23 protein-coding genes are annotated in these 22,576 nt (G+C 64.9%); 11 read left to right on the forward strand and 12 right to left on the reverse strand.

What is annotated here, in order from left to right; all coding sequences use genetic code 11:
- Positions 1-77: 77 nt before the first annotated feature.
- The 4 genes from ACE10Z_RS21260 to ACE10Z_RS21275 all read right to left on the reverse strand — a co-directional run bounded on the left by ACE10Z_RS21260 (position 78) and on the right by ACE10Z_RS21275 (position 4,807).
- Positions 78-2,246, reverse strand: a complete 2,169-nt coding sequence (locus tag ACE10Z_RS21260; protein WP_375789625.1) for a TonB-dependent receptor — start codon at positions 2,244-2,246, stop codon at positions 78-80.
- Between the two features lie 6 nt (positions 2,247-2,252).
- The gene (locus tag ACE10Z_RS21265; protein WP_375789626.1) at positions 2,253-2,792 is read right to left on the reverse strand and encodes a hypothetical protein; all 540 of its coding nucleotides are present in this window, start codon (positions 2,790-2,792) and stop codon (positions 2,253-2,255) included.
- A complete protein-coding gene (locus ACE10Z_RS21270) occupies positions 2,740-3,477 on the reverse strand; it encodes a hypothetical protein (protein WP_375789627.1) in 738 nt (245 codons plus the stop codon). Before ACE10Z_RS21270 ends, ACE10Z_RS21265 begins: the two co-directional genes overlap by 53 nt.
- A gap of 394 nt (positions 3,478-3,871) precedes the next feature.
- Positions 3,872-4,807, reverse strand: a complete 936-nt coding sequence (locus tag ACE10Z_RS21275; protein ID WP_375789628.1) for a glycine/sarcosine/betaine reductase selenoprotein B family protein — start codon at positions 4,805-4,807, stop codon at positions 3,872-3,874.
- A gap of 121 nt (positions 4,808-4,928) precedes the next feature.
- On the opposite strand from ACE10Z_RS21275, the gene ACE10Z_RS21280 reads away from it, so the two are divergent.
- The 5 genes from ACE10Z_RS21280 (at position 4,929) to tsaA (ending at position 8,852) form a co-directional block, all read left to right on the forward strand.
- Positions 4,929-5,999 carry a transglycosylase SLT domain-containing protein gene (locus tag ACE10Z_RS21280; protein ID WP_375789629.1) on the forward strand — a complete coding sequence of 357 codons (1,071 nt, stop codon included), beginning with the start codon at positions 4,929-4,931 and terminating at the stop codon, positions 5,997-5,999.
- A 222-nt stretch (positions 6,000-6,221) separates the two neighbouring features.
- Entirely contained in the window at positions 6,222-6,974 is a 753-nt protein-coding gene (locus tag ACE10Z_RS21285; protein ID WP_375789630.1) for an AzlC family ABC transporter permease, read from the forward strand.
- Positions 6,971-7,315, forward strand: a complete 345-nt coding sequence (locus ACE10Z_RS21290) for an AzlD domain-containing protein (RefSeq protein WP_375789631.1) — start codon at positions 6,971-6,973, stop codon at positions 7,313-7,315. The genes ACE10Z_RS21285 and ACE10Z_RS21290 overlap by 4 nt, the downstream gene beginning before the upstream one ends.
- A gap of 61 nt (positions 7,316-7,376) precedes the next feature.
- Entirely contained in the window at positions 7,377-8,357 is a 981-nt protein-coding gene (locus ACE10Z_RS21295; protein WP_375789632.1) for a Bug family tripartite tricarboxylate transporter substrate binding protein, read from the forward strand.
- Positions 8,358-8,360: 3 nt separating this feature from the next.
- A complete protein-coding gene (gene tsaA / locus ACE10Z_RS21300; protein WP_375789633.1) occupies positions 8,361-8,852 on the forward strand; it encodes a tRNA (N6-threonylcarbamoyladenosine(37)-N6)-methyltransferase TrmO in 492 nt (163 codons plus the stop codon).
- Between the two features lie 116 nt (positions 8,853-8,968).
- On the opposite strand, the gene ACE10Z_RS21305 is transcribed toward tsaA, so the two are convergent.
- The 4 genes from ACE10Z_RS21305 to ACE10Z_RS21320 all read right to left on the reverse strand — a co-directional run bounded on the left by ACE10Z_RS21305 (position 8,969) and on the right by ACE10Z_RS21320 (position 12,077).
- Positions 8,969-9,394, reverse strand: coding sequence for an HIT family protein (locus tag ACE10Z_RS21305; protein WP_375789634.1), 426 nt, complete (start codon positions 9,392-9,394; stop codon positions 8,969-8,971).
- 53 nt (positions 9,395-9,447) lie between these two features.
- On the reverse strand, positions 9,448-10,698 hold the full coding sequence (locus ACE10Z_RS21310) for a GNAT family N-acetyltransferase (protein ID WP_375789635.1): 1,251 nt from the start codon (positions 10,696-10,698) through the stop codon (positions 9,448-9,450).
- A 155-nt stretch (positions 10,699-10,853) separates the two neighbouring features.
- A complete protein-coding gene (locus ACE10Z_RS21315) occupies positions 10,854-11,606 on the reverse strand; it encodes a glycerophosphodiester phosphodiesterase (RefSeq protein WP_375789636.1) in 753 nt (250 codons plus the stop codon).
- A 3-nt stretch (positions 11,607-11,609) separates the two neighbouring features.
- Positions 11,610-12,077 carry a RidA family protein gene (locus ACE10Z_RS21320; protein WP_375789637.1) on the reverse strand — a complete coding sequence of 156 codons (468 nt, stop codon included), beginning with the start codon at positions 12,075-12,077 and terminating at the stop codon, positions 11,610-11,612.
- 262 nt (positions 12,078-12,339) lie between these two features.
- Here ACE10Z_RS21320 and ACE10Z_RS21325 point away from each other — a divergent pair, with 262 nt between their 5' ends.
- The 3 genes from ACE10Z_RS21325 (at position 12,340) to ACE10Z_RS21335 (ending at position 15,228) form a co-directional block, all read left to right on the forward strand.
- Positions 12,340-13,203 (forward strand): cell envelope integrity EipB family protein, encoded by an 864-nt coding sequence (locus ACE10Z_RS21325; protein WP_375789638.1) that lies wholly within the window; start codon positions 12,340-12,342, stop codon positions 13,201-13,203.
- Positions 13,204-13,410: 207 nt separating this feature from the next.
- Positions 13,411-14,448: an IS110 family transposase gene (locus tag ACE10Z_RS21330; protein ID WP_375784163.1), complete on the forward strand. Its 1,038-nt coding sequence runs from the start codon at positions 13,411-13,413 to the stop codon at positions 14,446-14,448.
- A gap of 378 nt (positions 14,449-14,826) precedes the next feature.
- Positions 14,827-15,228 (forward strand): RidA family protein, encoded by a 402-nt coding sequence (locus tag ACE10Z_RS21335; RefSeq protein WP_375789639.1) that lies wholly within the window; start codon positions 14,827-14,829, stop codon positions 15,226-15,228.
- Positions 15,229-15,361: 133 nt separating this feature from the next.
- Here the strand turns inward: ACE10Z_RS21335 and ACE10Z_RS21340 are convergent, their stop codons facing one another.
- Together ACE10Z_RS21340 and ACE10Z_RS21345 are read right to left on the reverse strand one after the other, a co-directional pair.
- Entirely contained in the window at positions 15,362-16,678 is a 1,317-nt protein-coding gene (locus ACE10Z_RS21340) for a DNA polymerase IV (RefSeq protein ID WP_375789640.1), read from the reverse strand.
- Positions 16,657-16,956, reverse strand: coding sequence for a DUF3572 domain-containing protein (locus ACE10Z_RS21345; protein ID WP_050425563.1), 300 nt, complete (start codon positions 16,954-16,956; stop codon positions 16,657-16,659). Before ACE10Z_RS21345 ends, ACE10Z_RS21340 begins: the two co-directional genes overlap by 22 nt.
- 228 nt (positions 16,957-17,184) lie before the next feature.
- Between ACE10Z_RS21345 and ACE10Z_RS21350 the strand changes: the two genes are divergently transcribed.
- Together ACE10Z_RS21350 and ACE10Z_RS21355 are read left to right on the forward strand one after the other, a co-directional pair.
- On the forward strand, positions 17,185-17,550 hold the full coding sequence (locus ACE10Z_RS21350) for a response regulator (RefSeq protein ID WP_016845968.1): 366 nt from the start codon (positions 17,185-17,187) through the stop codon (positions 17,548-17,550).
- Between the two features lie 15 nt (positions 17,551-17,565).
- Positions 17,566-18,939: a PleD family two-component system response regulator gene (locus ACE10Z_RS21355; protein ID WP_375789641.1), complete on the forward strand. Its 1,374-nt coding sequence runs from the start codon at positions 17,566-17,568 to the stop codon at positions 18,937-18,939.
- A gap of 180 nt (positions 18,940-19,119) precedes the next feature.
- Here the strand turns inward: ACE10Z_RS21355 and ACE10Z_RS21360 are convergent, their stop codons facing one another.
- Both ACE10Z_RS21360 and ACE10Z_RS21365 read right to left on the reverse strand, forming a co-directional pair.
- On the reverse strand, positions 19,120-20,325 hold the full coding sequence (locus ACE10Z_RS21360) for a serine hydrolase domain-containing protein (protein WP_375789642.1): 1,206 nt from the start codon (positions 20,323-20,325) through the stop codon (positions 19,120-19,122).
- A gap of 125 nt (positions 20,326-20,450) precedes the next feature.
- On the reverse strand, positions 20,451-21,053 hold the full coding sequence (locus tag ACE10Z_RS21365; protein ID WP_375789643.1) for a TetR/AcrR family transcriptional regulator: 603 nt from the start codon (positions 21,051-21,053) through the stop codon (positions 20,451-20,453).
- A 133-nt stretch (positions 21,054-21,186) separates the two neighbouring features.
- On the opposite strand from ACE10Z_RS21365, the gene ACE10Z_RS21370 reads away from it, so the two are divergent.
- On the forward strand, positions 21,187-22,419 hold the full coding sequence (locus tag ACE10Z_RS21370) for an MFS transporter (protein WP_375789644.1): 1,233 nt from the start codon (positions 21,187-21,189) through the stop codon (positions 22,417-22,419).
- Positions 22,420-22,576 lie beyond the last annotated feature (157 nt).

The raw sequence follows: 22,576 nt of genomic DNA on the forward strand, positions 1-22,576 counted from the left end.
ACGCCACGCGCAGGCCCTTCGCGATTTCCTTCTGCGCGTCGAACTTCGGCCCAGGTCGCTTCGCTCGAAACCGCCCTCTAGAAGCGATATTGCAGCCCGGCATACACCGTGCGGCCCGCGGCCGGGAAGCCGACGGCATATTCGTAGTCGCGATTGAAGAGATTGGTAGCACGCAAATAAGCGTCGAGGCCTTTGCCCAGGGATTTGCGGATCCGCGCATTGACCACGGCGTAATCGGGAAGCGCTTGCCGCACGGCGGCGTTCGATCTGGATCCGACCGACTGGTCCATGAACCAGGATACGTCGCTCGAGATCTGCCAGCCGGGAGCCGGCTCGTACGCGACCAGAAAATCGACGACGTGGCGCGGCCGGTAGTCCACTGGCAATCCGGACGACGGATAGCGCATGTCGAGATAGGTATAGCCAGGCCGGAACGTCAGCGTCGGCAGCGGCGAATAGCCGCCCGAAACCTGGAAGCCGGAGATGGTCACGTCACGGTTGACGTAGACCTGGTTGAGTTGGTCGTTGAGGATGAAGTTGCTCACGTCATTACGGAACACGCTGGCGCGCAGCTGTGCTTTCGGCGCGAACGTCCAGGCGAGCCCTGATTCGTAATTGTCCGATTGCTCGGGGCGAAGCGCAGCATTGCCCTGCTGCGGATTGAATAGCTGATCGATGGTCGGAAAGCGCACTTTGTGAGCATACGTGCCGAAGGCGAGCAGGTCCGATGTCAAATCATAACCGACACTCGTCATCCACTGGGCACCTGTGTCCGTCGTATCCGCGCGCTGAAACCAATGCTCGCTGAGGCCTATCGTCAGGTGCAGGCGCGGCATCGGATCGACGCGATATTCGGTGGCGGCCGATGTGGTCGTCAGCGCATGAGATTCATCGAGGGTGCGCCAGCCGAAGGTGCCGCTGCCAGTGCCGGTGCCGCCCCCGCCGCCTGCGCCACTGCCGCCGCCGGCTCGAGTGCCGCCGGTTCCTCCACCTCCGCCAGCTCGGAGGACAACGTCGCGGATCATCCCTGACAGATCATCAGCTTCATTGCGGACCGCGACGTTCGACGTGATGCTGCCAAAGGTGCCGAGATCGTAGCGAAGCTCGGCCTGCCCACCGCTGACGGTGGTGCGGATCGTCTCGTCGAACGTCTTGACGGTCGGATTGATCATGGTCGTGTAGGTGGCGTCGTCGAAGCGCTTGTCGCGCATATCGAGCTGGTTCAGATAGCCCGTGAAGCGCAGCGCGAGCGGGCCGTCCGGCTCGTAGGCGGCATCGAATTGGGCCGACTGACCCTTGATCGGATCGAGCCGCTCGAAGTTTTGTCCCGGGGTGAACGGATTTCCTGATCCCGGGGCAATCGCGTTCGGTGCCAGGCCTTGCCGGCCTTGCAGGTAGCTGAAGGTCGCGCCAAGTCGCCAATCGCCGACGCTCGTGCCGAGATTGGCGAACAGGTTCGACTGTTCGTTGTCGCTGTTGGCCCGATAGGCGCCGTCTGGAAGAAGGAATGCATTGCGGTCCGTATGGCTGCCGCTGACGAAGAAATCGTAATTCTCGAAGCCGCCGGAGAGGGTGCCGTAAGCGCGCCGCGCGCCACCGCCTCCGACCTCGGCGCCAATATCGCCATGAACGCCGCTCGTCCCCTTCTTGGTGATGATGTCGATGACGCCGGCGATCGTCCCGGGACCGTAGAGCACCGAGCTTGGACCCTGCACGATCTTGATCTGATCGATGCTCTCGGTCGAAATCAGGGAGGGATCGAACTGGCCATCGACAGCGGAATTCAACGGAACGCCGTTGAGGAAAATCTGCGTTTGTCGTGGCGGCAGGCCTCGGACCATCAGGCGAGGAATGCTCTGGCCGCCGCTGGTGACAACAACACCTGGAACGGCACGGACCGCTTCGTCGAGGCTGCGTGCGCCCTTCTGCGCAATTTGCTCGTCGGTGACGACCGTTGTGTTCTCCGCAGTCGCCCGACCGGCCGCAATCGAGGTGGTCCCCCCTGTCGCCTCGCTTGGCGCGCGGTCGGTCCCGGTCGATGCCGGGTTGCCCGCGGTTTGGTTGGCTCTCTGGCCGGTCGCGGCCGCGGCTGGTTTGGCCGCGGCGCGCCTGGGCACCCGATCGGTCACGACGACTTCGCCGAGCGTATAGGGCTCGGTGTGTTTCTCCCTTTCGTCATCGGCTTCGGCCGGAGCGGCGACGGCGGACAGTCCCAGGACGGCAGTAACGACGTATCGTGCCTTCACGTGGAGTCACTTTCCGCGCCAGCGCATCAGCAGCACCGCGGCGATAACGCCGCCGGCTACGCCGAACAGGAAATGGCTGGATAGGGGCATGAGAAGTCCGACGCCGCGAAAACCGGCGCCGAAGGCCAGAATGCCGATGAACTTCGCCGCGTTCGCGACGCCAGCGGAGAGGCCGATGCGCAACAACGAGCTGCGCCACGCCGGACCGATCAGGCCCAACGCATCAATAATCAATCCCGGCAGTACATAAATCAGAATACCATGGGGGCCGATGTTGCCGGCGGCAAAGCCGACAACAGCCGCGCTGCAGACAGCGGCGCTGGCCGCCCACGGCAGCCCCGTGACACCGCGTGCCGTCACCAAGATCGCCATCACGATCAGGCCGCGCCAACCGGGCAGATGCAACGGCAGCCGCAGCCACGCATCGACAGCCCAGACCAACCCGCCGGCGACCAGACAGACGCCAAAGCCGGTAAGCGCGCCGACCGCTGCCTCAGAACTGCCGGAGAATGTCTTTTGGCGCGAGTTGCCAGTCAAAGTGGTCATCGGGGCTTCCTGCTGGTTCGACGAGAAGAACGGCCTGACCGTCGATCATGACGCCGCGCGGCCAAGGGTTGACACTGATGCGGTCGGACGCAGCCACCGGTTCACCGCTATGGGCATGGCGGATGGCATCGATCCCGGAATGCGTCAGAAGGTACGTGCCCGTAACGATGCCGCGGGTTTCGCGCAGCCCCGGTCGCCAGGCGATGCGGCCATCGCGGCCGCTCTTGCGCAGACCCACCGCAGCGAGCGCGCCAATCACGCCGCCTTGGTCGCCGGTCAATCCCTCAAGATACAGTGCCTCGCGTCTCGCCAGGTCGCGCGCGTCGTCCTGGGTCAGGATGTCCTGCTTTGCCTTGAAGCCGAAATCTTCGACGATGGATGGAACGGCGGACCAGGCTGCGATGCACAAGCCTGCGTCGGCGCCGTCGGCGCTGTGCTTCAACAGATAGGTCCGACACATGTCCGCCAGAGCGGATGTGTCATCCGACGGGACTTCGACCCGCAGGCACAGCGAACTGTTGTGCGACGTGTAGGGAATGCGGCGGTCGAACAGCAACTGATGGCGCGTGATCTCGTGCACCAGCGCGATCCCGGAAGCAGCGATCAGCGAACCCAGTTGCCGCGACAGATAGCCCGTCCCATGGCTTTCCAGATTATCGGTGTCATCGATGCCGACGAGAATCATGTCTTCAGCCACGTCACGGCTAGCGCGGTCAGGCGCGGCCCCAAAGGAATATCATCCGGAAAACGAACTCGATAATCGCCTATATCTCGTCGTATACAACGAGTCCAGATAGCAGGGACAAGCCTGATTCAGGTGTGGACGGCGGCGAGTTGACCGAAATCCGTGACGCTCTCAGCGAAAAGCGTACCGGCGCGAGACCGTGCCGCGAACTCCTGAATTCTCCAGAAGAAGCGCCGGATGCGACGACGCAGCGCGTGGACGGGCTCGGCGATCGGATGTGGAATTTAGTCGAGAAGACGCCGCGCGACTGTCCAAGGGACCATCTTTGAATTCTCTCTTGCTTCCTGCGGCATGATGACGCGCTCGGATGCAGGGTCGGCTGTGGACGGCAGTCCTACGCAACACGTTCGCGGAGGCCCTTCGCAACCTCCTTCTGTGCGTCGAACTCGCGGCGCAGGCGGGCCAGCTCCTCGGCGCTCAGCGCATCGGCATTGCTGTAGTCGCGCTTCCAGGACGCGTCCTCGCTCCAGCGCAGCGGTGACTGCACGGTGGTCTGCGGACCGGGCGCAGTTTCCAGCACGCGCAGCGCCAGCTCCAGCGTGAACGCCTGCGAAGCCTCGTCATGCGGCTTGCCGGCGGAGTTGCCGAGCGGGAAGTCAGAGAACAGGAAGCGCGGCACCGCGGCGTGCTCGACGATATCCTTGGCGCAGCCCATCACGACGGTCGGGATGCCGTTGGCCTCGAGATGCCGCGCCACCAGGCTGACGGTCTGATGGCAGACCGGGCAGTTCGGCACCAGCACCGCGGCGTCGACCTCGTCGTCGCGGCAGCGCTTGAGGATTTCGGGCGCATCGGTTTCGATGGTGACGCGGTGGCTGCGGTTGGTCGGCGCGCCGAAGAAGCGCGGGGCGACTTCGCCGATCCTGCCAGCCGCAGCGAGGCGCTTGAGTTGCGCCAGTGGGAACCAGGTGCCGCTGTCGGTCGCCGTGGTGTGGGTGCGGTCGTAAGCGATGTGCGAAATCCGCAAATCGTGCGGCTGCGACGTGTCGCCGTCATAGACCGCATAGAATTTTGCCCCGCCATTGTATTTCGCGCCGGGGCCCTGGTCGCCTTTGGCTGGATCGAACGGTGCCGCGGTCGTGATGATGGCGACGCGGGACTGGTTCAGCGGCTTCGTTAGCGGCTGGAACGGGGCGGAGGTGTAATGCACCCAGCGGTAGGGGGTGGTGTAGCCGATCGCGGCGTAATAATCGCGGGTCCGCTTCATGTAGCCGATCGGGGCGTCGTCGTCGGGGGCAAAGCCGGTTTGATCGTCTGAGGCTGCGGCCATTTTGCGCTCCCTTTTGCGCGCCATCATTATCAGTCATAGCTAGACCACGAGCCTGCGGTGTCAAGCCGCGCCGCGCGGGAACAGATTTGCGATGCGAACAGGTCTTTGCGCCGCATGGGTCATGCTTGTGTTGCTGGTGTCGCCGGGTGGCGCCGGCGCGGAGGACGCGCCTGCCGCAGCTCCGCCGACGCCGCCAAGCCCCGAGCAGCCCGCAACGCCGCCTGCGGACAAGCCCGCCGAGAAACCCGTGGCCGCTCCGGCGGAGCAGCCTGCGCCGCCGCCGGGAGGGCAGGCTGCGCCATCGGCCGGGACACCCCAGCCGGACACGCCCGCGCCACCTGCCGAGAAGCCCGCGGCGGCAACCGACAAGCCCGCGGATGACGCGCGCGAGAGCGACACCCGCGAGGCGATGTGCCTGATGATCGAGTCGGCGGCGCGGGCGAACGACCTGCCGCTCGAATTCTTTGCGCGCGTGATCTGGCAGGAGAGCCGTTTCCAGGCCGACGCGATTGGTCCGATGACCCGGAATGGCCAGCGCGCGCAGGGCATCGCGCAGTTCATGCCGGGTACGGCCAGCGAGCGCGGGCTGCTCGATCCGCTCGATCCGGTGCAGGCGCTGCCGAAGTCGGCTGAATTCCTCAGCGAGTTGCGCAACCAGTTCGGCAATCTCGGCCTCGCGGCCGCCGCCTACAATGCCGGCCCGCGCCGGATCCAGGACTGGCTTGCCGGCTCCGGGTACATGCCGCAGGAGACGCGCAACTATGTCTCGGCGATCACCGGCTCCAGCGTCGACGACTGGGCCGCCGCCGGCCGCAACGGCAAGATGCCACAGCGTGCGCCGACCACGAGCTGCCGCGAGCTGATGGCGCTGTTGAAGCGCGCGCCCAATCCGTTCGTGGCCGGGCTCGAGCAGCACATCACGCTGTCGGCGGCCAAGGTCTGGGGCGTGCAGCTCGCCGCCGGCTTCAGCCGCGACAAGGCGCTTGCGATGTATGCCCGCGCCATCAAGCGGCTATCGAGTGTGATCGGCGATCAGGATCCGAGCCTGCTTTCTTCGCGGCTGCGCACCCGCGGCAGCGCGACGTTCTACCAGGTGCGCATCGGCGCCGACACGCGCCCCGAAGCCGACGGCCTGTGCAACCGCATCCGCAAGGCGGGCGGGGCATGCTTTGTCCTCAAGAACAGGGCGTGATTGCGTAGCTGCGCAGCCCGGATGAAGCGCAGCGAAATCCGGGGCCGCTCTTGCAATAGGTGAGAGCTGTCCTGGATTGCGCTGAGCCTGTCATCGGGCGCGCGTTCGCGCGACCCGTTGGCTCCATCCGGGCTACCGCATACCAGCGCTGTGCGGCCGCTTGCTTGACCCGTTGAGCACCGCGCCCTAAGCCGCCGACATTGCAAAACCATCCGGCTTCCCGTGGCGCTTCCTCCGCTCGATTCTCCGCAATGGCAGACCTCGTTCCGCGCCTTCCTGTGGGGCGCGCGGTCGATCGGCGCGACCGTGCTGACCTTGGTGCTGTTTGCGACCTATCTCGGCATCGGCGCGCTGGCGCATGATTCCGGCTTCTCTCTGGGCTGGACCTTGGCGAGCACGGCGTTCGTCTGGGCGGGTCCCGCGCAGATCATCGTGATCACGACGCTTGGCTCCGGCGCCACCGTGCTGCAATCGGCCATCGCGGTCACCGTCAGCGCGATCAGGCTGTTTCCGATGGTGGTGTCGGTGTTGCCGATGATGCGCACGGAAGACACCAAGCGACGGCATCTGATCCTGGTGGCGCATCTCACCGCGGTGACGCTGTGGGTCGAATGCTTCCGCTTCCTGCCGCAGGTGCCGCGCAACCGCCGGATCGCCTTCATCCACGGGCTCGGCTGCGGGCTGGTCTCGGTCTGTCTGATCGCGAACACGATCGGCTACACGCTCGCGGCCAACCTCACGCCGCTGCTCGCCGCCGGCATGCTGATGCTGACGCCGCTCGCCTTCCTGTTCTCCACCGCGCGCAACTGCCGCGAGCTCGCCGACGTCATTGCGCTGGTGCTTGGGCTCTTGCTGTTCCCGCTGGCGGCGATGCTGAACAGCGGCGTCGATATCCTGGTCAGCGGCGTCGTCGCGGGAACCATTGCCTATGGCGTGCATCGGGCGCGGGCGGGCATCGTGAAGGCGGGCGCATGACGGGCTTCATCGGCGACTGGCACGCGCTCGCCATCCTGTTCGTGGCGGGCGTGATCCCCAACCAGATCTGGCGCATGCTCGGCCTGTGGTTCGGCGGCGGCATCGACGAGAATTCCGAGCTGCTGGTCTGGGTGAGGGCGGTCGCCACCGCGATCCTCGCCGGGATCATCGCGCAGATCGTGGTGCAGCCGCCGGGCGCGCTCGCCGGCGTGCCGGACTGGCTGCGTTACGGCGCCGTCGCCGCGGGCTTCGTCGCGTTCATGCTGGCGAGGAAATCGATCTTCGCTGGGGTCATCGTGGGTGAGATCGTCTTGATCGCAGGCAAATACTGGCTCGGCTGATTGCGGCAACCGCATTATCCGGTACTCTGGTTTCCCAAGAAAACAACAACGGGGGAACGCCATGCCGCGGCGCGCATCATCGGCCTTCATCGTGGCTCTGACTGCCTTGCTGACAGCAGCGCTGCCGGCGCGAGCCGCGGATTATCCGACGCGCCCGATCAAGCTTGTGGTGCCCTACGCCGCGGGCGGGCCGACCGACGTGCTCGGCCGTCTCGTCGGCGAATATCTCGGACGCGATCTCAAGCAGGTGGTCGTGGTCGAGAACAAGGCCGGCGCGCAGGGCGCGATCGGTGCCGAGGCGGTAGCGCGCTCCGATCCCGACGGCTACACGCTGTTCGTGACGGCGGCCTCGATCTTCGTGCTCAATCCTCTGCTCTACAAGAAGCTGCCCTACGATCCGGCCAGGGATTTCCGCCTGCTGTCGGTGATCACGGATGCGCCGCTGATCATGGAGGTGCATCCGTCCGTCCCGGCCAAAACGATCGCGGAGTTCGTTGCCTACGCCAAGAAGAATCCCGGCAAGCTCAATTTCGGATCGGCCGGCACCGGCGGCACGGTTCACCTCGCCGGCGAGATGTTCAAGCAGATGGCCGGCGTCGAGATGACCCACGTGCCCTACAAGGGCGCCGGACCCGCGCTGCAGGATTTGCTGTCAGGCAACATCCAGCTGATGTTCGACACGCTCGGCACCGCGCTGCCGCCGGTCAAGTCAGGCATGCTGCGCGCACTCGGCGTCAGCTCGGCCGAGCGCATCCCCGATCTGCCCGATCTGCCGACGATTGCCGAGAGCGGCTATCCCGATTATGCGGTCAGCGTCTGGTATGGTATTGCAGCGCCGTCGAAAGTGCCTGACGAGATCGCGGGCAAGATCAAGGCGAGTCTCGACCGGGCCTTGAACGACGAGGCGTTTCGCGCTTCGCTGGTCAGGATCGGCTTTCCGCCGCTGCGGGTAAAGAGCCAGGCCGAGATCGACAAATTCGTGGACACCGATCGCGCGCGGTGGGCGGGCGTGGTCAAGGCGCTGAACATATCGTTGGACTGAGACATGGTACGTGAAATGGAATTGCGCCAGGGCGAGGTTGCCGTCGACATGCCGACGGCACGCGACGCCGGGCTCGTCTTCATCGGCCGCATCCGCACGCCCTGGACATCGCGGCTGGCGACGCCGCGGCAGGGGCGGCATGACGGCCCGGTGTGCCGGCTCGAGATCTTCGAGCCGTGGGTCGCCGCGATCAAGGGCGTCGATTTCTACTCGAACCTCGAAGTGCTGTACTGGCTGCACCAGTCGCGGCGCGACATCGTGCTGCAAAGCCCGAAGAACAACGGCAACATCCGCGGCACCTTCTCGCTGCGCTCGCCGGTGCGCCCGAATCCAATCGGCACCTCGATCGTCAAGCTGGTCGGCGTCGAGGGCAACGTCATCCTGGTGCGCGGCCTCGACTGCCTCGACGAGACGCCGCTGATCGACGTCAAGCCCGACCGCTGCGAATTCACCCCGCTCGCCCCGCCACAGGCCGGGGATTTCGAGACGGAGTAGAATTCGTAACCCGGATGAAGCGAAGCGAAATCCGCGACGGTCTTGCAACGCGGCAAGGACTCCCGGATTGCGCTGCGCTCCATCCGGGCTACGCAGCATCGCGCGTGTCGCGCGGCCTATTTCAACGCCGCGATCAGTTTCGCCGCGTGCGCCTCCAGCACCTTGCCGTCTTCCTTGTGGCTGGCGGGCGGCAGCAGCGCGACGCCGTCCTTGCGCGGCATCACGTGCATGTGCAGGTGGAACACGACCTGGCCGCCGGCGGGCTCGTTGAATTGCTGCACGGTGATGCCGTCGGCCTCGAACGCCTTCATTCCGGCGGAGGCGATCTTGTGGGCGGCGCGCGCGACGTGGGCGTAGTCGTCCGGGGTGATGTCGAGGATGTTGCGGGCAGGGGCCTTCGGAATGACAAGCGTATGTCCGGGCGAGCGCGGCATGATGTCGAGGAAGGCGAGCACGTGCTCGTTCTCGTAGACCTTGTAGGACGGAAACTCGCCGCGCAGGATTTTTGCGAAGGGGTTGTTGTTGTCATAGGCGGCGGGCATGGCGGCGGCTCCCTGGATTTTGTGGGTCTAATGTCTCGGTCGCGGCTGAAACGTCAAGCGTCGTCGTCGACGGTCTTGCGGAACGGGCCGGCCTCGGAGAGCTCGCGGCCGACCTCGGCGACATAGTCGCGCTCGCGCTTGAGATAATCGGCGATCGCCCGGCGCAGGCCGGGATCGGCGATGAAGTGCGCCGAATAGGTGGTCTGCGGCAGGTAGCCGCGCGCCAGCTTGTGCTCGCCCTGCGCGCCGGCCTCGACCACCTTGAGCCCGCGCTGAACCGCGAAATCGATCGCCTGATAGTAGCAGACCTCGAAATGCAGGAACGGGTGGTGCTCGATCGCGCCCCAGTTGCGGCCGAACAGCGTGTCCGAGCCGATGAAGTTGATCGCGCCGGCGATCCAGCGGCCGTTGCGCTTGGCCATGACAAGCAGTACGTCCCGGCTCATGCTCTCGCCGATCAGCGAGAAGAATTCTCGGGTGAGATACGGCCGGCCCCATTTGCGCGAGCCGGTCTCCATGTAGAACTCGAAGAACGCGTCCCAGGCTTCCTCGGTGATATCCGAGCCGGTCAGCCAGTGGATGGTGATCCCGGCGGTAACCGCCTCGCGGCGTTCGCGCTTGATGCCCTTGCGGTGACGCGAGTTCAGCGATCCCAGGAAATCGTCGAAGGTCTTGTAGCCTTGATTGTGCCAGTGGAACTGCTGGTCGGTCCGTTGCAGGAAACCGTGTGCGCCCAAGAACTTTGCCTCATCCTCGCGGGCAAAGGTGACGTGAACGGAGGAGGCCTCGGTGGCGTTGCAGAGCGCGCGCAGGCCGCGCGCCAACGCCGAGCCGATCGCCTCGCGGTCGACGCCGTCGCGGATCAACAGCCGCGGGCCGGTGGCGGGCGTGAACGGGACGGAGACCTGCAGCTTCGGGTAATAACTGCCGCCGGCACGGTGATAGGCCTCGGCCCAGCCGCGGTCGAACACGTACTCGCCCTGCGAGTGCGATTTCAGATAGCAGGGCACGACGCCGACGATCCGGCCGTCGAGTTTTGCCACCAGATGCCGAGGGCCCCAGCCGGTCCGCGGGCAGGCCGAGTTCGAGGCCTCGGCGGCGGCGAAAAAGGCGTGTGAAACGAAAGGGTTATAGCTCGAACCTGCGGTCGTTTGGCAATCGCCTGCGACAGCAGGCGAGGCCAGCGTGTCGAGGTTATGGATGCTGTCCGCGTCCGCCTTCGGATTGGCGCAGGCGTCCCATTCGGCGGCCGGGATGCCGCCGATGTCAGCTACAGCCTCTAGGGTGATTTCAGACGACGCCATCGAGAGTGAAGACCGGTGCCTCTTTTGAGCATGATCTTTCCGGAACAGCTGGCTCCACTTCCGGATCATGCTCCGCATTCCGCCATCGCCGATGACGACCAACTCCCGACAAGATCGTGCGTCGCAGCGATGAGTTCAAGAGTCTCTGCGACATGTCAGGTTCCCGGCACAAACCCCTCGAAAATCATCTGGTCGGCGTAGCGCGCCGCGCGTTCGCGCTGCTCCACTGTCCGCACGGTCCACGCCAGCAGCGGACAGCCGAACACGTTGCGGGCAATCCAGGGCGCCGGCGCCGGCAGCTGGTTGACCCAGAAGGCAACGAAATGCGGCTCGGTCTTGAAGCCGTGGCGCAGGTACAGCATGCCGTCGCGCTGGGCCGGCGTCAGCTTGGTCCAGGAACTGTCGTCATAGGTGCGCTGGGCGGTGATGCCGCGCGGCAGGTTCGGCATGATCTCGCGCAGCGCCAGCACCTGGTCGGGATCGAACGACATGCCGACGACAGGGCCGGAATAGGACGACAGCACCTCGGCCATCCGCCGAACCAGCTTGCGGTCGCCATCGAAATGGCTCTTCACCTCGACCACCAGCGGGACGCGGCCGGCGACCAGTGTGCAGAGATCGCCGAGCGTCATCATCTGCTCGGAGGTGTTCTTGAATTTCACCGCCTTCAGCTCGGCTGCGGTCTTGGTCGACAGCAGGCCCGAGCCCTCGGTGAGGCGGCCGAGCGCATCGTCGTGATGCACCATCGCCTCGCCGTCGGCGGTGAGCTGGATATCGCACTCGATGGCGAAATGGCCGGCGACCGCGGCGTTGGCCGCGGCCGGCATGTTCTCGATGATGCCGCGTGCGGCGTCGTGCAGGCCGCGATGGGCGACCGGCCGCTTCGTCAGCCAATCAGGGGCGCGCATCGATCAGGCGACTTCGAACACGCCCTCGACCTCGACCGCGGCGTCCGCGGGCAGCGAGGCGACGCCGACGGTGGTGCGCGCGTGGCGGCCCTTGTCTCCGAAGGCTGCGACCATCAGGTCGGAGGCGCCGTTCAGCACCTTCGGTCCGTCAAAGAAGTCCGGCGCCGAGTTGATGAAGCCGCCGAGGCGCACCACGCGCACGACCTTGTCGAGATCGCCGAGGGCGGCCTTGACCTGGGCCAAGAGGTTGATCGCGCAGCCCTGCGCCGCGGCGACGCCTTGCTCGAGCGTGACGCCGGCCCCTAGCTTGCCCTTGGCGATCAGCTTGCCTTCGGCGTTGAAACAGACCTGGCCCGAGATGAACAACAGGTTTCCGCTGCGGACGAAGGGGACATAGTTCGCGACCGGGGAGGTCGGCTGGGGAAGTGTGATGCCCTGTGACGCCAGTTTCTGTTCGACGGTACCCGACATTTTGTCCCTCAATTGGATTTGCACGAAGCCTGAAACGCGGTCAGGGCCAAGTTTGTTTCGATTGTTTCGCGCATCGTGCCGCCGGTTGCAAGCGACGGTAAGGTGAGGGCGGCGCGGCCGTGGCGTGCGGAATCGCACGGAAAACCGCCAAGAATGACGGCAATTTCGCCGCATAAGTTGCGATTTTGTCAGAGTTGCCCCAGTTGCGGCGCAATACCACCGTCACTATTGTGGCGAATCCCTGCCTCCTCGAGGAAAAACCATGATCCTGCCGTTTCGGAATCCGTCGCGTGCCCTGGTGCTCACGATCGCCGTTGCCGCAGGAGCCGGCCTGGTTCATGGCGCCGCCGCTGCAGCCGGCGGGCCGTTTCTGGCGCATCAGGCGCTGTACGATCTCAGCCTCGTGAAATCGCGCGGCTCCAATTCGGTCAGCGATGCGCGCGGGCGCATCCTGTACAATTTCTCCGGCAGCTCCTGCGAAGGCTACACCTCCGAATTCCGCCAGGTGTCCGAACTCGACAGCGGCGAGGGCAAGGTGACGCTGTCCGATCTGCGCTCCTCGTCCTGGGAGGACGCGTCGGGCAAGAGCTACCGCTTCAAGATCGACACGCGGATGAACGACAGTGACTCGTCGCCGGTCGACGGTATCGCCGAGCGGGTGGGCGATCATATCACCGTGAAGCTGACCCAGCCGGTGAAGAAGACGTTCAACCTCGACGGCAAGATCGTGTTCCCGACCGAGCAGATCCAGCACATCATCGCCGCCGCCCGCGACGGCAAAGCGGTGCTCGAGCAGACCGTCTATGACGGCTCAGACAATGGCGAGAAGGTCTACAACACGCTGACCGTGATCGGCCGGCCGATCGCCGGCGACCGCGCGCCGTCATCGCCCGATCCGTCGACCGCGAGCGATGCGATGAAAACCATGACGCGCTGGCCGGTGACGGTGAGCTATTACGACAGCGACGCGCGGGCCAAGGATGGCGAGCAGACGCCGGTCTACGCGATGTCGTTCGAGCTCTACGAGAACGGCGTCTCCCGCGCGCTGGTCCTGGATTACAACGATTTCGTGATCTCGGGCGCGCTGGACAAGTTCGACGTCAGGGATTCCAAACCCTGCAAGTGAGGGTTGGCTATCACCACCCACTCGGTGTCGTCCCGGGCAAGCGAAGCGCGACCCGGGATCCACAACCACCGTCGTTTTTAGTTGGGCCTCGCTGGGGCCACAGCGTTGTATCACAACGCAACCCTGTGGTTGATGGTGTGGACGGCCCCCTACGGCATCAGTGTGCCAGAATGAGGTTGTTGCAAATCTCAGACAAAGGAGCCGTCCGTGGGAGAGATTATCCGCATTGGAATGGATACGTCGAAGCATATTTTTGTGCTGCATGGGGTTGATGCGGCGGAGCAGGTGGTGCTGCGCAAGAAGCTGTCGCGCAAGCAAGTGCTGGAGTTCTTCGCCAAATTGCCGCCGACCGTGATCGGGATGGAGGCCTGCGGAGCTTCGCAGTATTGGGCGCGGGAGCTTGGCAAGCTCGGTCACGCGGTGAGGCTGATGGCCCCGCAATTGGTGAAGCCTTACGTGATGCGGAACAAGAATGACGGGCGCGATGCAGAAGGGCTGTGTGAAGCGATGGACCGGCCGAACATGCGCTTTGTGCCGGTCAAGACGGCCGAGCAACAGGCCGCGCTGATGCTGGCGGGGCTGCGCGATGGATTGATCGCCCGGCGCACCCAGCTGAGCAACGCGATCCGCGGCTATGCGGCGGAGCTCGGCCTGATCGCGCCCAAGGGGCTCGACAAGATCGAGCCGCTGCTGGCGCGGATCGCGCAGGACGAGAGCTTGCCCAGCATGGCGCGCGAGGTGTTTGCGGTGCAGGGACGCCAATACGCTGCTCTGCAAGCCGAACTCAAGCAACTCGAGGTTAGGCTGATGGCCTGGCACCGCGCCGATGCGCTGAGCCGGCGTCTGGCGCAGATCCCATCCGTCGGCCCGATCACCGCAACACGGCTGGTGATGAAGACGCCCGATCCGCATGCGTTCCGCTCCGGCCGGCATTTTGCGGCCTGGCTCGGCCTCACACCGAAGGATCATTCCACCGGCGGCAAGACCAGGCTCGGCAAGATCACGCGGGCCGGTGACGAAGACCTGCGCCGCTTGTTCGTGGTTGGGGCGACGGCGGTCATCCAGCAGGTTCGGCGGGGCCGAGGCCATCCGTCGCGCTGGCTGCTGGCGCTGCTCAAGCGCAAGCCGCCGAAGCTGGCCGCCGTGGCGCTCGCCAACAAGGTTGCCCGCATCGCCTGGAAGCTGATGGCGACGGGCGAGAGTTACGATGCCGCGCGGCTCAATGCCATGGCGGCCGCCGCCTAACAGATTGGCCGGCCGGCGGGTTCGCCCACCAGCCGACCCGGAAGCTGCAAGAGCAGATGGAGCAATCGGTCGATCAACGATGCGAGACAGTCCGTGGGACCCATTGGCCGCCAACAGGTCGCGGGGTTGTTTGGAGCTCGCGTCGCGCAACCCATCTTGGCCAGCGACCTTTGCGCGTCGCATCAACAGGCCGGACATATGGATGCAGCGATCCGATCTACTCAGAAAGCTCTTGTGCCACGGGGGCCGTCCACATATGGGTCCCTGCTTTCGCAGGGACGACAGCAGAGCAAGACCACAGTCCTCCTGAGACCGCACTGGCCGGAACCATCAGACACGAGTACGCTTCCCAAAACACGCGTGTCAGGGAGGCATATCATGAGCAAGCTCGACCATCTGCGCCCCAGCGGCCTGCATCACAATCCGGCTTACTCGCATGTCGTGGTCGCCTCGGGTGCGCGCACGATCTACATTTCCGGACAGGTTTCCACCGACGAGGAGGGCCGGGTGGTCGGTGCCGGCGATCTCGCCGCGCAGACGACGCAGGTGATGCAGAACCTCGGCATGGCGTTGAAAGCCGCCGGGGCGAGCTATGCCAACATCGTCAAGATCACGACCTTCGTCGTCGGCTACAGGCCGGAGCTTCGCCCGATCATCGGCAAGGCGCGCTCGGCGTTCTTCGAGGGCATGGAGCCGCCGGCCTCGACGCTCGTCGGCGTCACCGCGCTCGCGGCGCCGGAATGGCTGATCGAGATCGAGGCGGTTGCGGTCGCGGATTGACGCATCTCGTCATGCGCGGGCCTGACCCGCGCATCCATCGCTCTTCGAAGAATCTTTCTGGATGGATGGCCGGGCATAGGCGAGCGGAAGCGACGCCGTCCTTCGGACGGCTATGCCCGGCCATGACGATCGATTACTCGTCCGCGCTCTTCCCCGGCCCCTCATAAGCAATGCCCCGGATCACCGCGGCGTTGCCGAACTTTTTGCGCAAATTGTCGATCGCGCGTTCGGCGTGGGCCGAGCGGCGGTCGAGCATGTCGGAATCGTTGGCCTGCGAGCCGGGCCGCAGCGCGCTGACGCCGGCGCCCATCAGGCGGAAGGCGGTGCCGTCGATCTCCTTGACCAGCATCTCGCGCGTCACCGCAAAGATCTTGGCGGCGAGCTGGGTCGGGGTCTGGATCGATTGCGAGCGGGTGCGCTGGCGGAAGTCCGCGGTCTTCAGCTTCAGCGTGATGGTGCAGCCTGAGAGGTCGCTGCTCTTCAGCCGCGCCGAGGTCTTCTCCGACAGCTTCCAGAGCAGTTTTTCCAGGATTGCAAAATCGCGGATGTCGGTCTCGAAAGTGGTCTCGCTCGAGATCGTCTTGGCGCCGCGATCGGGCACCACATTGCGGTCGTCGATGCCGCGCGCCAGCCGCCACAGCCGGCGGCCTTCGCTCGCGAACTGCTTCATCAGCTCGTTCTCGTCGGCGCGCTGCAGGTCCGCGATGACGCGGAAGCCGCGCTGCACGAGTTTCTCCTGCGTCGCAGGGCCAACGCCGTAGATGAAGCCGACCGGCTTGCTCGCCAGCATCTCGCGCGCCTCGTCCTGGTCGAGCGTGGCAAAGCCCCTCGGCTTGTCGAGGTCGGACGCGATCTTGGCGAGGAACTTGTTGCAGGACAGCCCGACCGACACCGTGATGCCGATGTCGCGCTCGACGTCGCGGGCGAATTTGGCGAGCACCTTGGCCGGGATCATGCCGTGGACGCGCTGCGTGCCGGCGAGATCAAGGAAGGCCTCGTCGATCGACAGCGGCTCGACCAGCGGCGTCAGCGCCTGCATCGCCTGGCGCACCTCGCGCCCGACCCGGACATATTTCGCCATGTCCGGCGGAATCACGGTGGCGTCGGGGCAGAGTTCCAGCGCCTTGAACATCGGCATCGCCGAGCGGACGCCGTAGGTGCGGGCGATGTAACAGGCAGCCGACACCACGCCGCGCTTGCCGCCGCCGATGATGACGGGGCGGTCGGCGATCTCAGGATTGTCGCGCTTCTCGACGGTGGCATAGAACGCGTCGCAGTCGATATGCGCCAGCGCCAGCGCGGGCAGGGTGCGATGGCGCACCAGCCGCGGCGAGCCGCAATGGCTGCATCGCTTCACCTTGATATCGAGATCGCCGAGGCAGTCTCGGCAGAAACTGAGGGGGCCGTCGGAAGCTGGCGCTGCCGTCGTCACGGCACGTCGCGCTCCCATTTCGGGTCGCCCAGCACCTGGTGGGCGGCAGCGATGTTGGTCGGGTGCAGTTCGGAGGCCGCGGCGAACGCCTTCACGGTGGCATCGTCGCGCATCACGAAATCGAGCACGCTCGCAAGAAATTGAGGATTGGAGGCAGCGTTCCGCAGCGTCTCCGGACCGATTCCGGTTTCGGCCAGGAACAAGCCCAGCCGCTCGGGATCGCCGGCAATGAAGCCGAGCGCCTGAATCGCAACGATTTCAGCGACTTCCCGGGGGTTGTGAACAGGCTTTTTCAACGCGCCGGTTTGCCTTTCCGTTAACTTATGGTCTCTATTGAGGGGCTCATCATGCCCGAGTCTTCCGCATGTGTTCAAGCAACGGAAACCACGGTACGGAAGTTGGACTACGGGTTAACGGGTTAGAGCGATTCTGGCGCTAGTTTGAATTCACATTTTCGACGCGCTCCGCGCGCGGTGCGTGAGGTGCCGCAGCCGGGCCTGTTTCCTAAGTCTGGGAGGGACGGGATGGCCAAAACCGTCCTGATCGTGGAGGACAACGAGCTCAATATGAAGCTCTTTCGCGATCTGTTGGAAGCGCATGGCTATCAGACTTCGGGCACCAGCAATGGCTTCGAAGCGCTCGATCTCGTTCGCAAGCTGCGCCCCGATCTCATCCTGATGGATATTCAACTGCCCCAGGTTTCCGGCCTGGAGGTCACGCGCTGGATCAAGGACGATCCCGATCTGCGCACGATTCCGGTGGTCGCTGTCACCGCCTTCGCCATGAAGGGCGACGAAGAACGCATCCGCGAGGGCGGCTGCGAAGCCTATTTGTCCAAGCCGATCTCGGTCGGCAAATTTATTGAGACTGTCCGACGCTTTATCGGATAGGGGAGTTGTGGTGCCATGTCCGCGCGTATCCTCGTCGTCGATGACGTTCCGGCGAACGTCAAGCTGTTGGAAGCCCGGCTGTCAGCCGAATATTTCGATGTGCTGACCGCTTCCAACGGGACCGAGGCGCTGGAGATCTGCGCGCGCGCCGAATGCGACATCATCCTGCTCGACGTCATGATGCCGGATATGGACGGCTTCGAGGTCTGCCGACGCTTGAAGTCGAATCCGGCAACCCATTTCATTCCCGTCGTCATCGTTACCGCGCTCGACAGTCCCGCCGATCGCGTGCGCGGCCTTGAAGCTGGCGCCGATGATTTCCTGACCAAGCCGGTGTCCGACGTCGTGCTGATCGCACGCGTGCGCTCGCTGACGCGGCTGAAGATGATGACCGATGAGCTGCGCATGCGCGCCATCACCTCGCTCGAGATCGGCATGCAGGCGCCCGAGCGCAGCGCGATCGCAGACAAGGGCACCGGCGGCCGCATCCTGCTGGTCGACGACCGGCCGTCGTCCTACGAGAAGCTGGCGCCGATCCTTTCCGCCGAGCACACCGTCGACGTCGAGACCAATCCGGCGGAAGCCTTGTTCCACGCCGCCGAGGGCAATTACGACCTCCTGATCGTGTCGCTCAGCCTCGACAATTTCGACGGCCTGCGGCTGTGCAGCCAGGCCCGCTCGCTGGAGCGTACGCGGCAGGTGCCGATCCTCGCCGTCTCGGATGCCGACAACAACACGCGGCTGATGCGCGGGCTCGAGATCGGCGTCAACGACTATCTGCTGCGGCCGGTCGACAAGAACGAGCTGCTGGCCCGCGCGCGCACCCAGATCCGCCGTCGCCGCTACACCGATCATCTGCGCGACAACGTGCAGAACTCGATCGAGATGGCGATCACGGATGCGCTGACCGGCCTCAATAACCGGCGCTACATGGAGAGCCACCTCGCGACCTTGGCGGAGCAGGCCTCGACCCGCGGCAAGCCGCTGGCGCTGATGATTCTCGACATCGACTACTTCAAGGCGATCAACGACACCTACGGCCACGACGCCGGCGACGACGTGCTGCGCGAATTCGCCGTCCGCATCCGCAAGTCGATCCGCGGTATCGATCTCGCCTGCCGCTATGGCGGCGAGGAGTTCGTGATCGTGATGCCGGAGACGGATCTGCATGTCGCCGGCATGGTCGCCGAGCGGCTGCGCCGCTCGATCGCGGGCGAGTCGTTTGCCGTCGAGAAGGGCAGCAAGCGGATCACGGTCACGATCTCGATCGGGCTGACCACGCTTGAGCGCAAGGGCGAGCAGGTCGCCGACGTGCTCAAGCGCGCCGACACCGCGCTCTATCGCGCCAAGCACGACGGCCGCAACCGCGTGGTTTCAGCGGCGGCATAGCGCGCGTCACGCTCTCCGTATCCTCCGTCGTCATACCCCGCGTAAGCGGGGTATCCAGTACGCCGCAGCTTCTCGTTTCAGCTCCCGTAGCCCGGATGAAGCGAAGCGCAATCCGGGGTTCTCGCCAGTTGCACAATTGTCCCGGATTTCGCTGCGCTCCATGCGGGCTACGAAGCGCTACTATCTCCCGCGCTTCACCGCGTCATAGGCCAGCCGCTTGAACTCGAACGAGAACGGATGGACGAACGCCATCTGGCGCTGCGCCATCATGACGCCGGCCATCCCGGTCTTCGGCGAAATCCACCACTGCGTACCCGCGACGCCGCCCCAGTAGAACTCGCCGGCCGCGTCGGGATGATCGATCGGCGAGGGGGTGAGGATCAGGCCACCGGCAAGCCCGTGCGCCTTGCCGGGTTGTTCGCCCATCATCGCGAAGCGGATCCACTGTGCTTCGGGCAGCTGGTTGGACATCATCATTGCGATCGTGTCCGGCTTCAGCAGCGTCGGTCCGCCCGGCAGCAGGCTGCGGATCAGCGCGACCATGTCGGGCAGCGTCGATACCAGGCCACCGCCACCACTGAGCCTTGCGATCGGGCGCAGATAGGCACCGGGGAAGGGCGCATCGTCGGTGCGGGTGAGGCCTGGCTTCATCGGCTCCATGAGATCCGCGCCTGCGTAATACGCGACGAGGCGCCCCTGGTCCTGTTGCGGAACGACGAAGCCGGTATCGACCATGCCGAGCGGATCGAGGATGCGCGCCTTGATGAACTTGTCGAAGCTCTGGCCGCTGACGACTTCCACCAGGCGTGAGGTCACATCGGTCGCGAGCGAGTATTCCCACGAGGTGCCCGGCTGATAGATCAGCGGCAGATCGGCGAGCACATCCACCATCTCGGCCAAAGTCGTATTGGGATTGTGCACGCCGCGCTCGTTCAGCGCCTTGAAGATGACGGTGCCGGGATCAAAGAAGCCGTAGCTCAAGCCGGCGGTGTGGCTGAGCAACTGGCGGATGGTGATCGAGCTCTGCGCCGGCTCGGTGTCATCGATCGACGTCGCGCCGGGCCGCAGCACCTTGCGGTTGCCGAGCTGCGGGATGAAGGTCTCGATCGGATCGTCGAGCCGGAAACGGCCGTCCTCGAGCAACAGCAGCGCCGCGCAGGAGGTGATCAGCTTGGTGTTGGAGAACACCCGGAAGATGTGGTCGGTGCGCAGCGGGATCTGCGCTTCCTTGTCGGCCCATCCGACGCAGCCCGTGTCAGCGATGTCGCGGCCGACCAGAACCGTCCAGGAGATGCCGGACAAAAGATCGTCGTCGATATAGCGCTGCATGGCGGCGCGCGCCGGCGCGAAATCGTAGCCGGTGGCCGTCACCTTCAGATCTTCCATGGTCGTTCCCCAGTTGTGCCGCAGGTTGTCGCGCGGTCAATCTCGCCGGACGGAATATCCAATCTGGAATCCGTCGCATGCCGTCGACGCTAACAACCAAACCGGACTTGTGTACGCAACCGGATTTATCCAGTGCGCTTGTTGTCCGCAGGCGCGGAGCTGCCGACCTTGACGCCCGCATTCGCCAGCAGCACGCGGGCGGCTTCCTTCGCTGCGCGCGCCATGGCCGGATCGTCGCGCACCAGGTCCTGCGCGATCGAGCCGTCGACCAGGAGCGTCAGCTGGGTCGCAAGTGCCTCGGCATCCGTGACGCCAAGCTGCCGCAGCAGATCGCGAAACCAGACCCGGCGGCTTTCCTTGAAGGCGACGGCGATATTGCGGACGGTGCGGTCCTCGTCGTCCGGACCGAGCTCGGCGACCGCGTTCACGAACGGACAGCCGCGAAAATCCTTCGCCGAGAATCGTCGCTCCAGCGAATCGAAGGTTGCCAGAATCTGCTCGGCCGGCGGCTTGTCGGAGGGGCGGGGCTGCACGAAGCGGCGCTGCAGATAGGCCTCGATCAGCGCGTCCTTCGACGGGAAGTGATTGTAGAGCGTGCGCTTGCTGATGCCGACCTCGGCCGCAATGGTGTCGACGCCGATGGCGCGAATGCCCTGCAGGTAGAACAGTTTGTCGGCGGTCTCGAGGATCCGCTCTTTCATGGTCTGTTTGGGAGGCGGGGAAGCCATGCGCCGGCCGTGATCCTCTTCGCTTGACAGGTGGCCCCCTGTATAGCCTAAGTACACAGGTCTGTGTAACCAAAACATGCGTGAATCGCAGGCTGTGGCTACCGTGCTGCGCCGTCATGGGAGAATAAGAACAATGCCCCTGTTGCAGGTCCTGCGTCCCACGCTTCCCATTCTGATCGGTGCCTCCATCATGCTCACGCTGAGCATGGGGCTGCGGCAGAGCCTTGGCATCTTCATGCAGCCGCTGACGCACGACATCGGCATCTCGGTGTCGCATTTCACGCTGGCGCTGGCGGTGCAGAATCTCGCCTGGGGCTTTCTGCAGCCGTTCGCGGGCGCGATGACGGTGCGTTACGGCTTCCGCCCGATCATGGTGGTCGGTGCGCTGGCCTACATCGCGGGTCTCGTGCTGATGACGACGGCGCACGACCTCGTCGCCATCATGATCGGCGCCGGTGTGCTGATCGGCCTTTCGCTCGCCTGCACCGCGAATGCGATCGCCATGTCGGTCGCGGCGCGTGCGGTGTCGGAGACCGTGCGCTCGACCGTGCTCGGCATGGTCTCCGCCGCGGGCTCGCTCGGCGCGCTGCTGTCGGCGCCGATCGGCCAGATGCTCAATGAAGGGTTCGGTTGGCGCGTCGGACTTGCCGGATTCGTCATCCTGTCGATCGGGATGATTCCAGCCGCGTTGTACGCCGGCCGCGTCGACAAGATTCCGCTGCCGAAGCCCGCAGCCGATGACATAGGCAATGCCACGGCGGCGACCGCCGCCAAGACCGCGTTCGGCAACGCGTCCTTCGTGGTGATGACCTGCGCCTACATGGTCTGCGGCATGCAACTCGTCTTCCTCACCACGCATCTGCCGTCGTATCTTGCGATCTGCGGGCTCGATCCGATGCTGAGCGCGCAGACGCTCGGCATGATCGGCGGCTTCAACGTGCTGGGCTCGCTGTTCTTCGGCTGGGCCGGCCAGCGCTGGAACAAGCTGGCGCTGCTCGGCGGCATCTACATCCTGCGCTCGCTGGCGCTCGCCTGGTACTTCATGCTGCCGGCGACGCCGGGCTCGACATTGCTGTTCGGCGCCATCATGGGCTTCCTCTGGATGGGCGTCGGTCCGCTGGTCGCGGGCGCGGTGGCCGAGATGTTCGGGCTGCGCTGGCAGGCGATGATCCAGGGCCTTGCCTTCATGAGCCATCAAGTCGGCAGCTTCCTCGGCGCCTATGGAGGAGGGGTGATCTACGACTCGCTCGGCTCCTACACCATGGCCTGGCGGATCGGCGTCGCGCTCGGTCTTGCCGGCGGCATCATCCAGCTCGCCTTCGCGCTGATCCGCCCGGCGCAACCGCCGCTGCTCAAGGCCGCTTAGCTCCCGTTCCCGGCAAGACGACGACTGCCCCATGCGAGGGCAGTCGCCGGGTGCTGCCTATTTTTCCATCGATCGTTTGCTACGAGAACGTGCAATGGATCGCGAGGCCGTTCCGGCCGCAGATCGAAGTAGCAGTGCTTTCAAAGCGTTACGCGGC

Origin of the sequence: Bradyrhizobium sp. Pha-3 (assembly GCF_042258615.1) — a bacterium.
Lineage (GTDB): Bacteria > Pseudomonadota > Alphaproteobacteria > Rhizobiales > Xanthobacteraceae > Bradyrhizobium.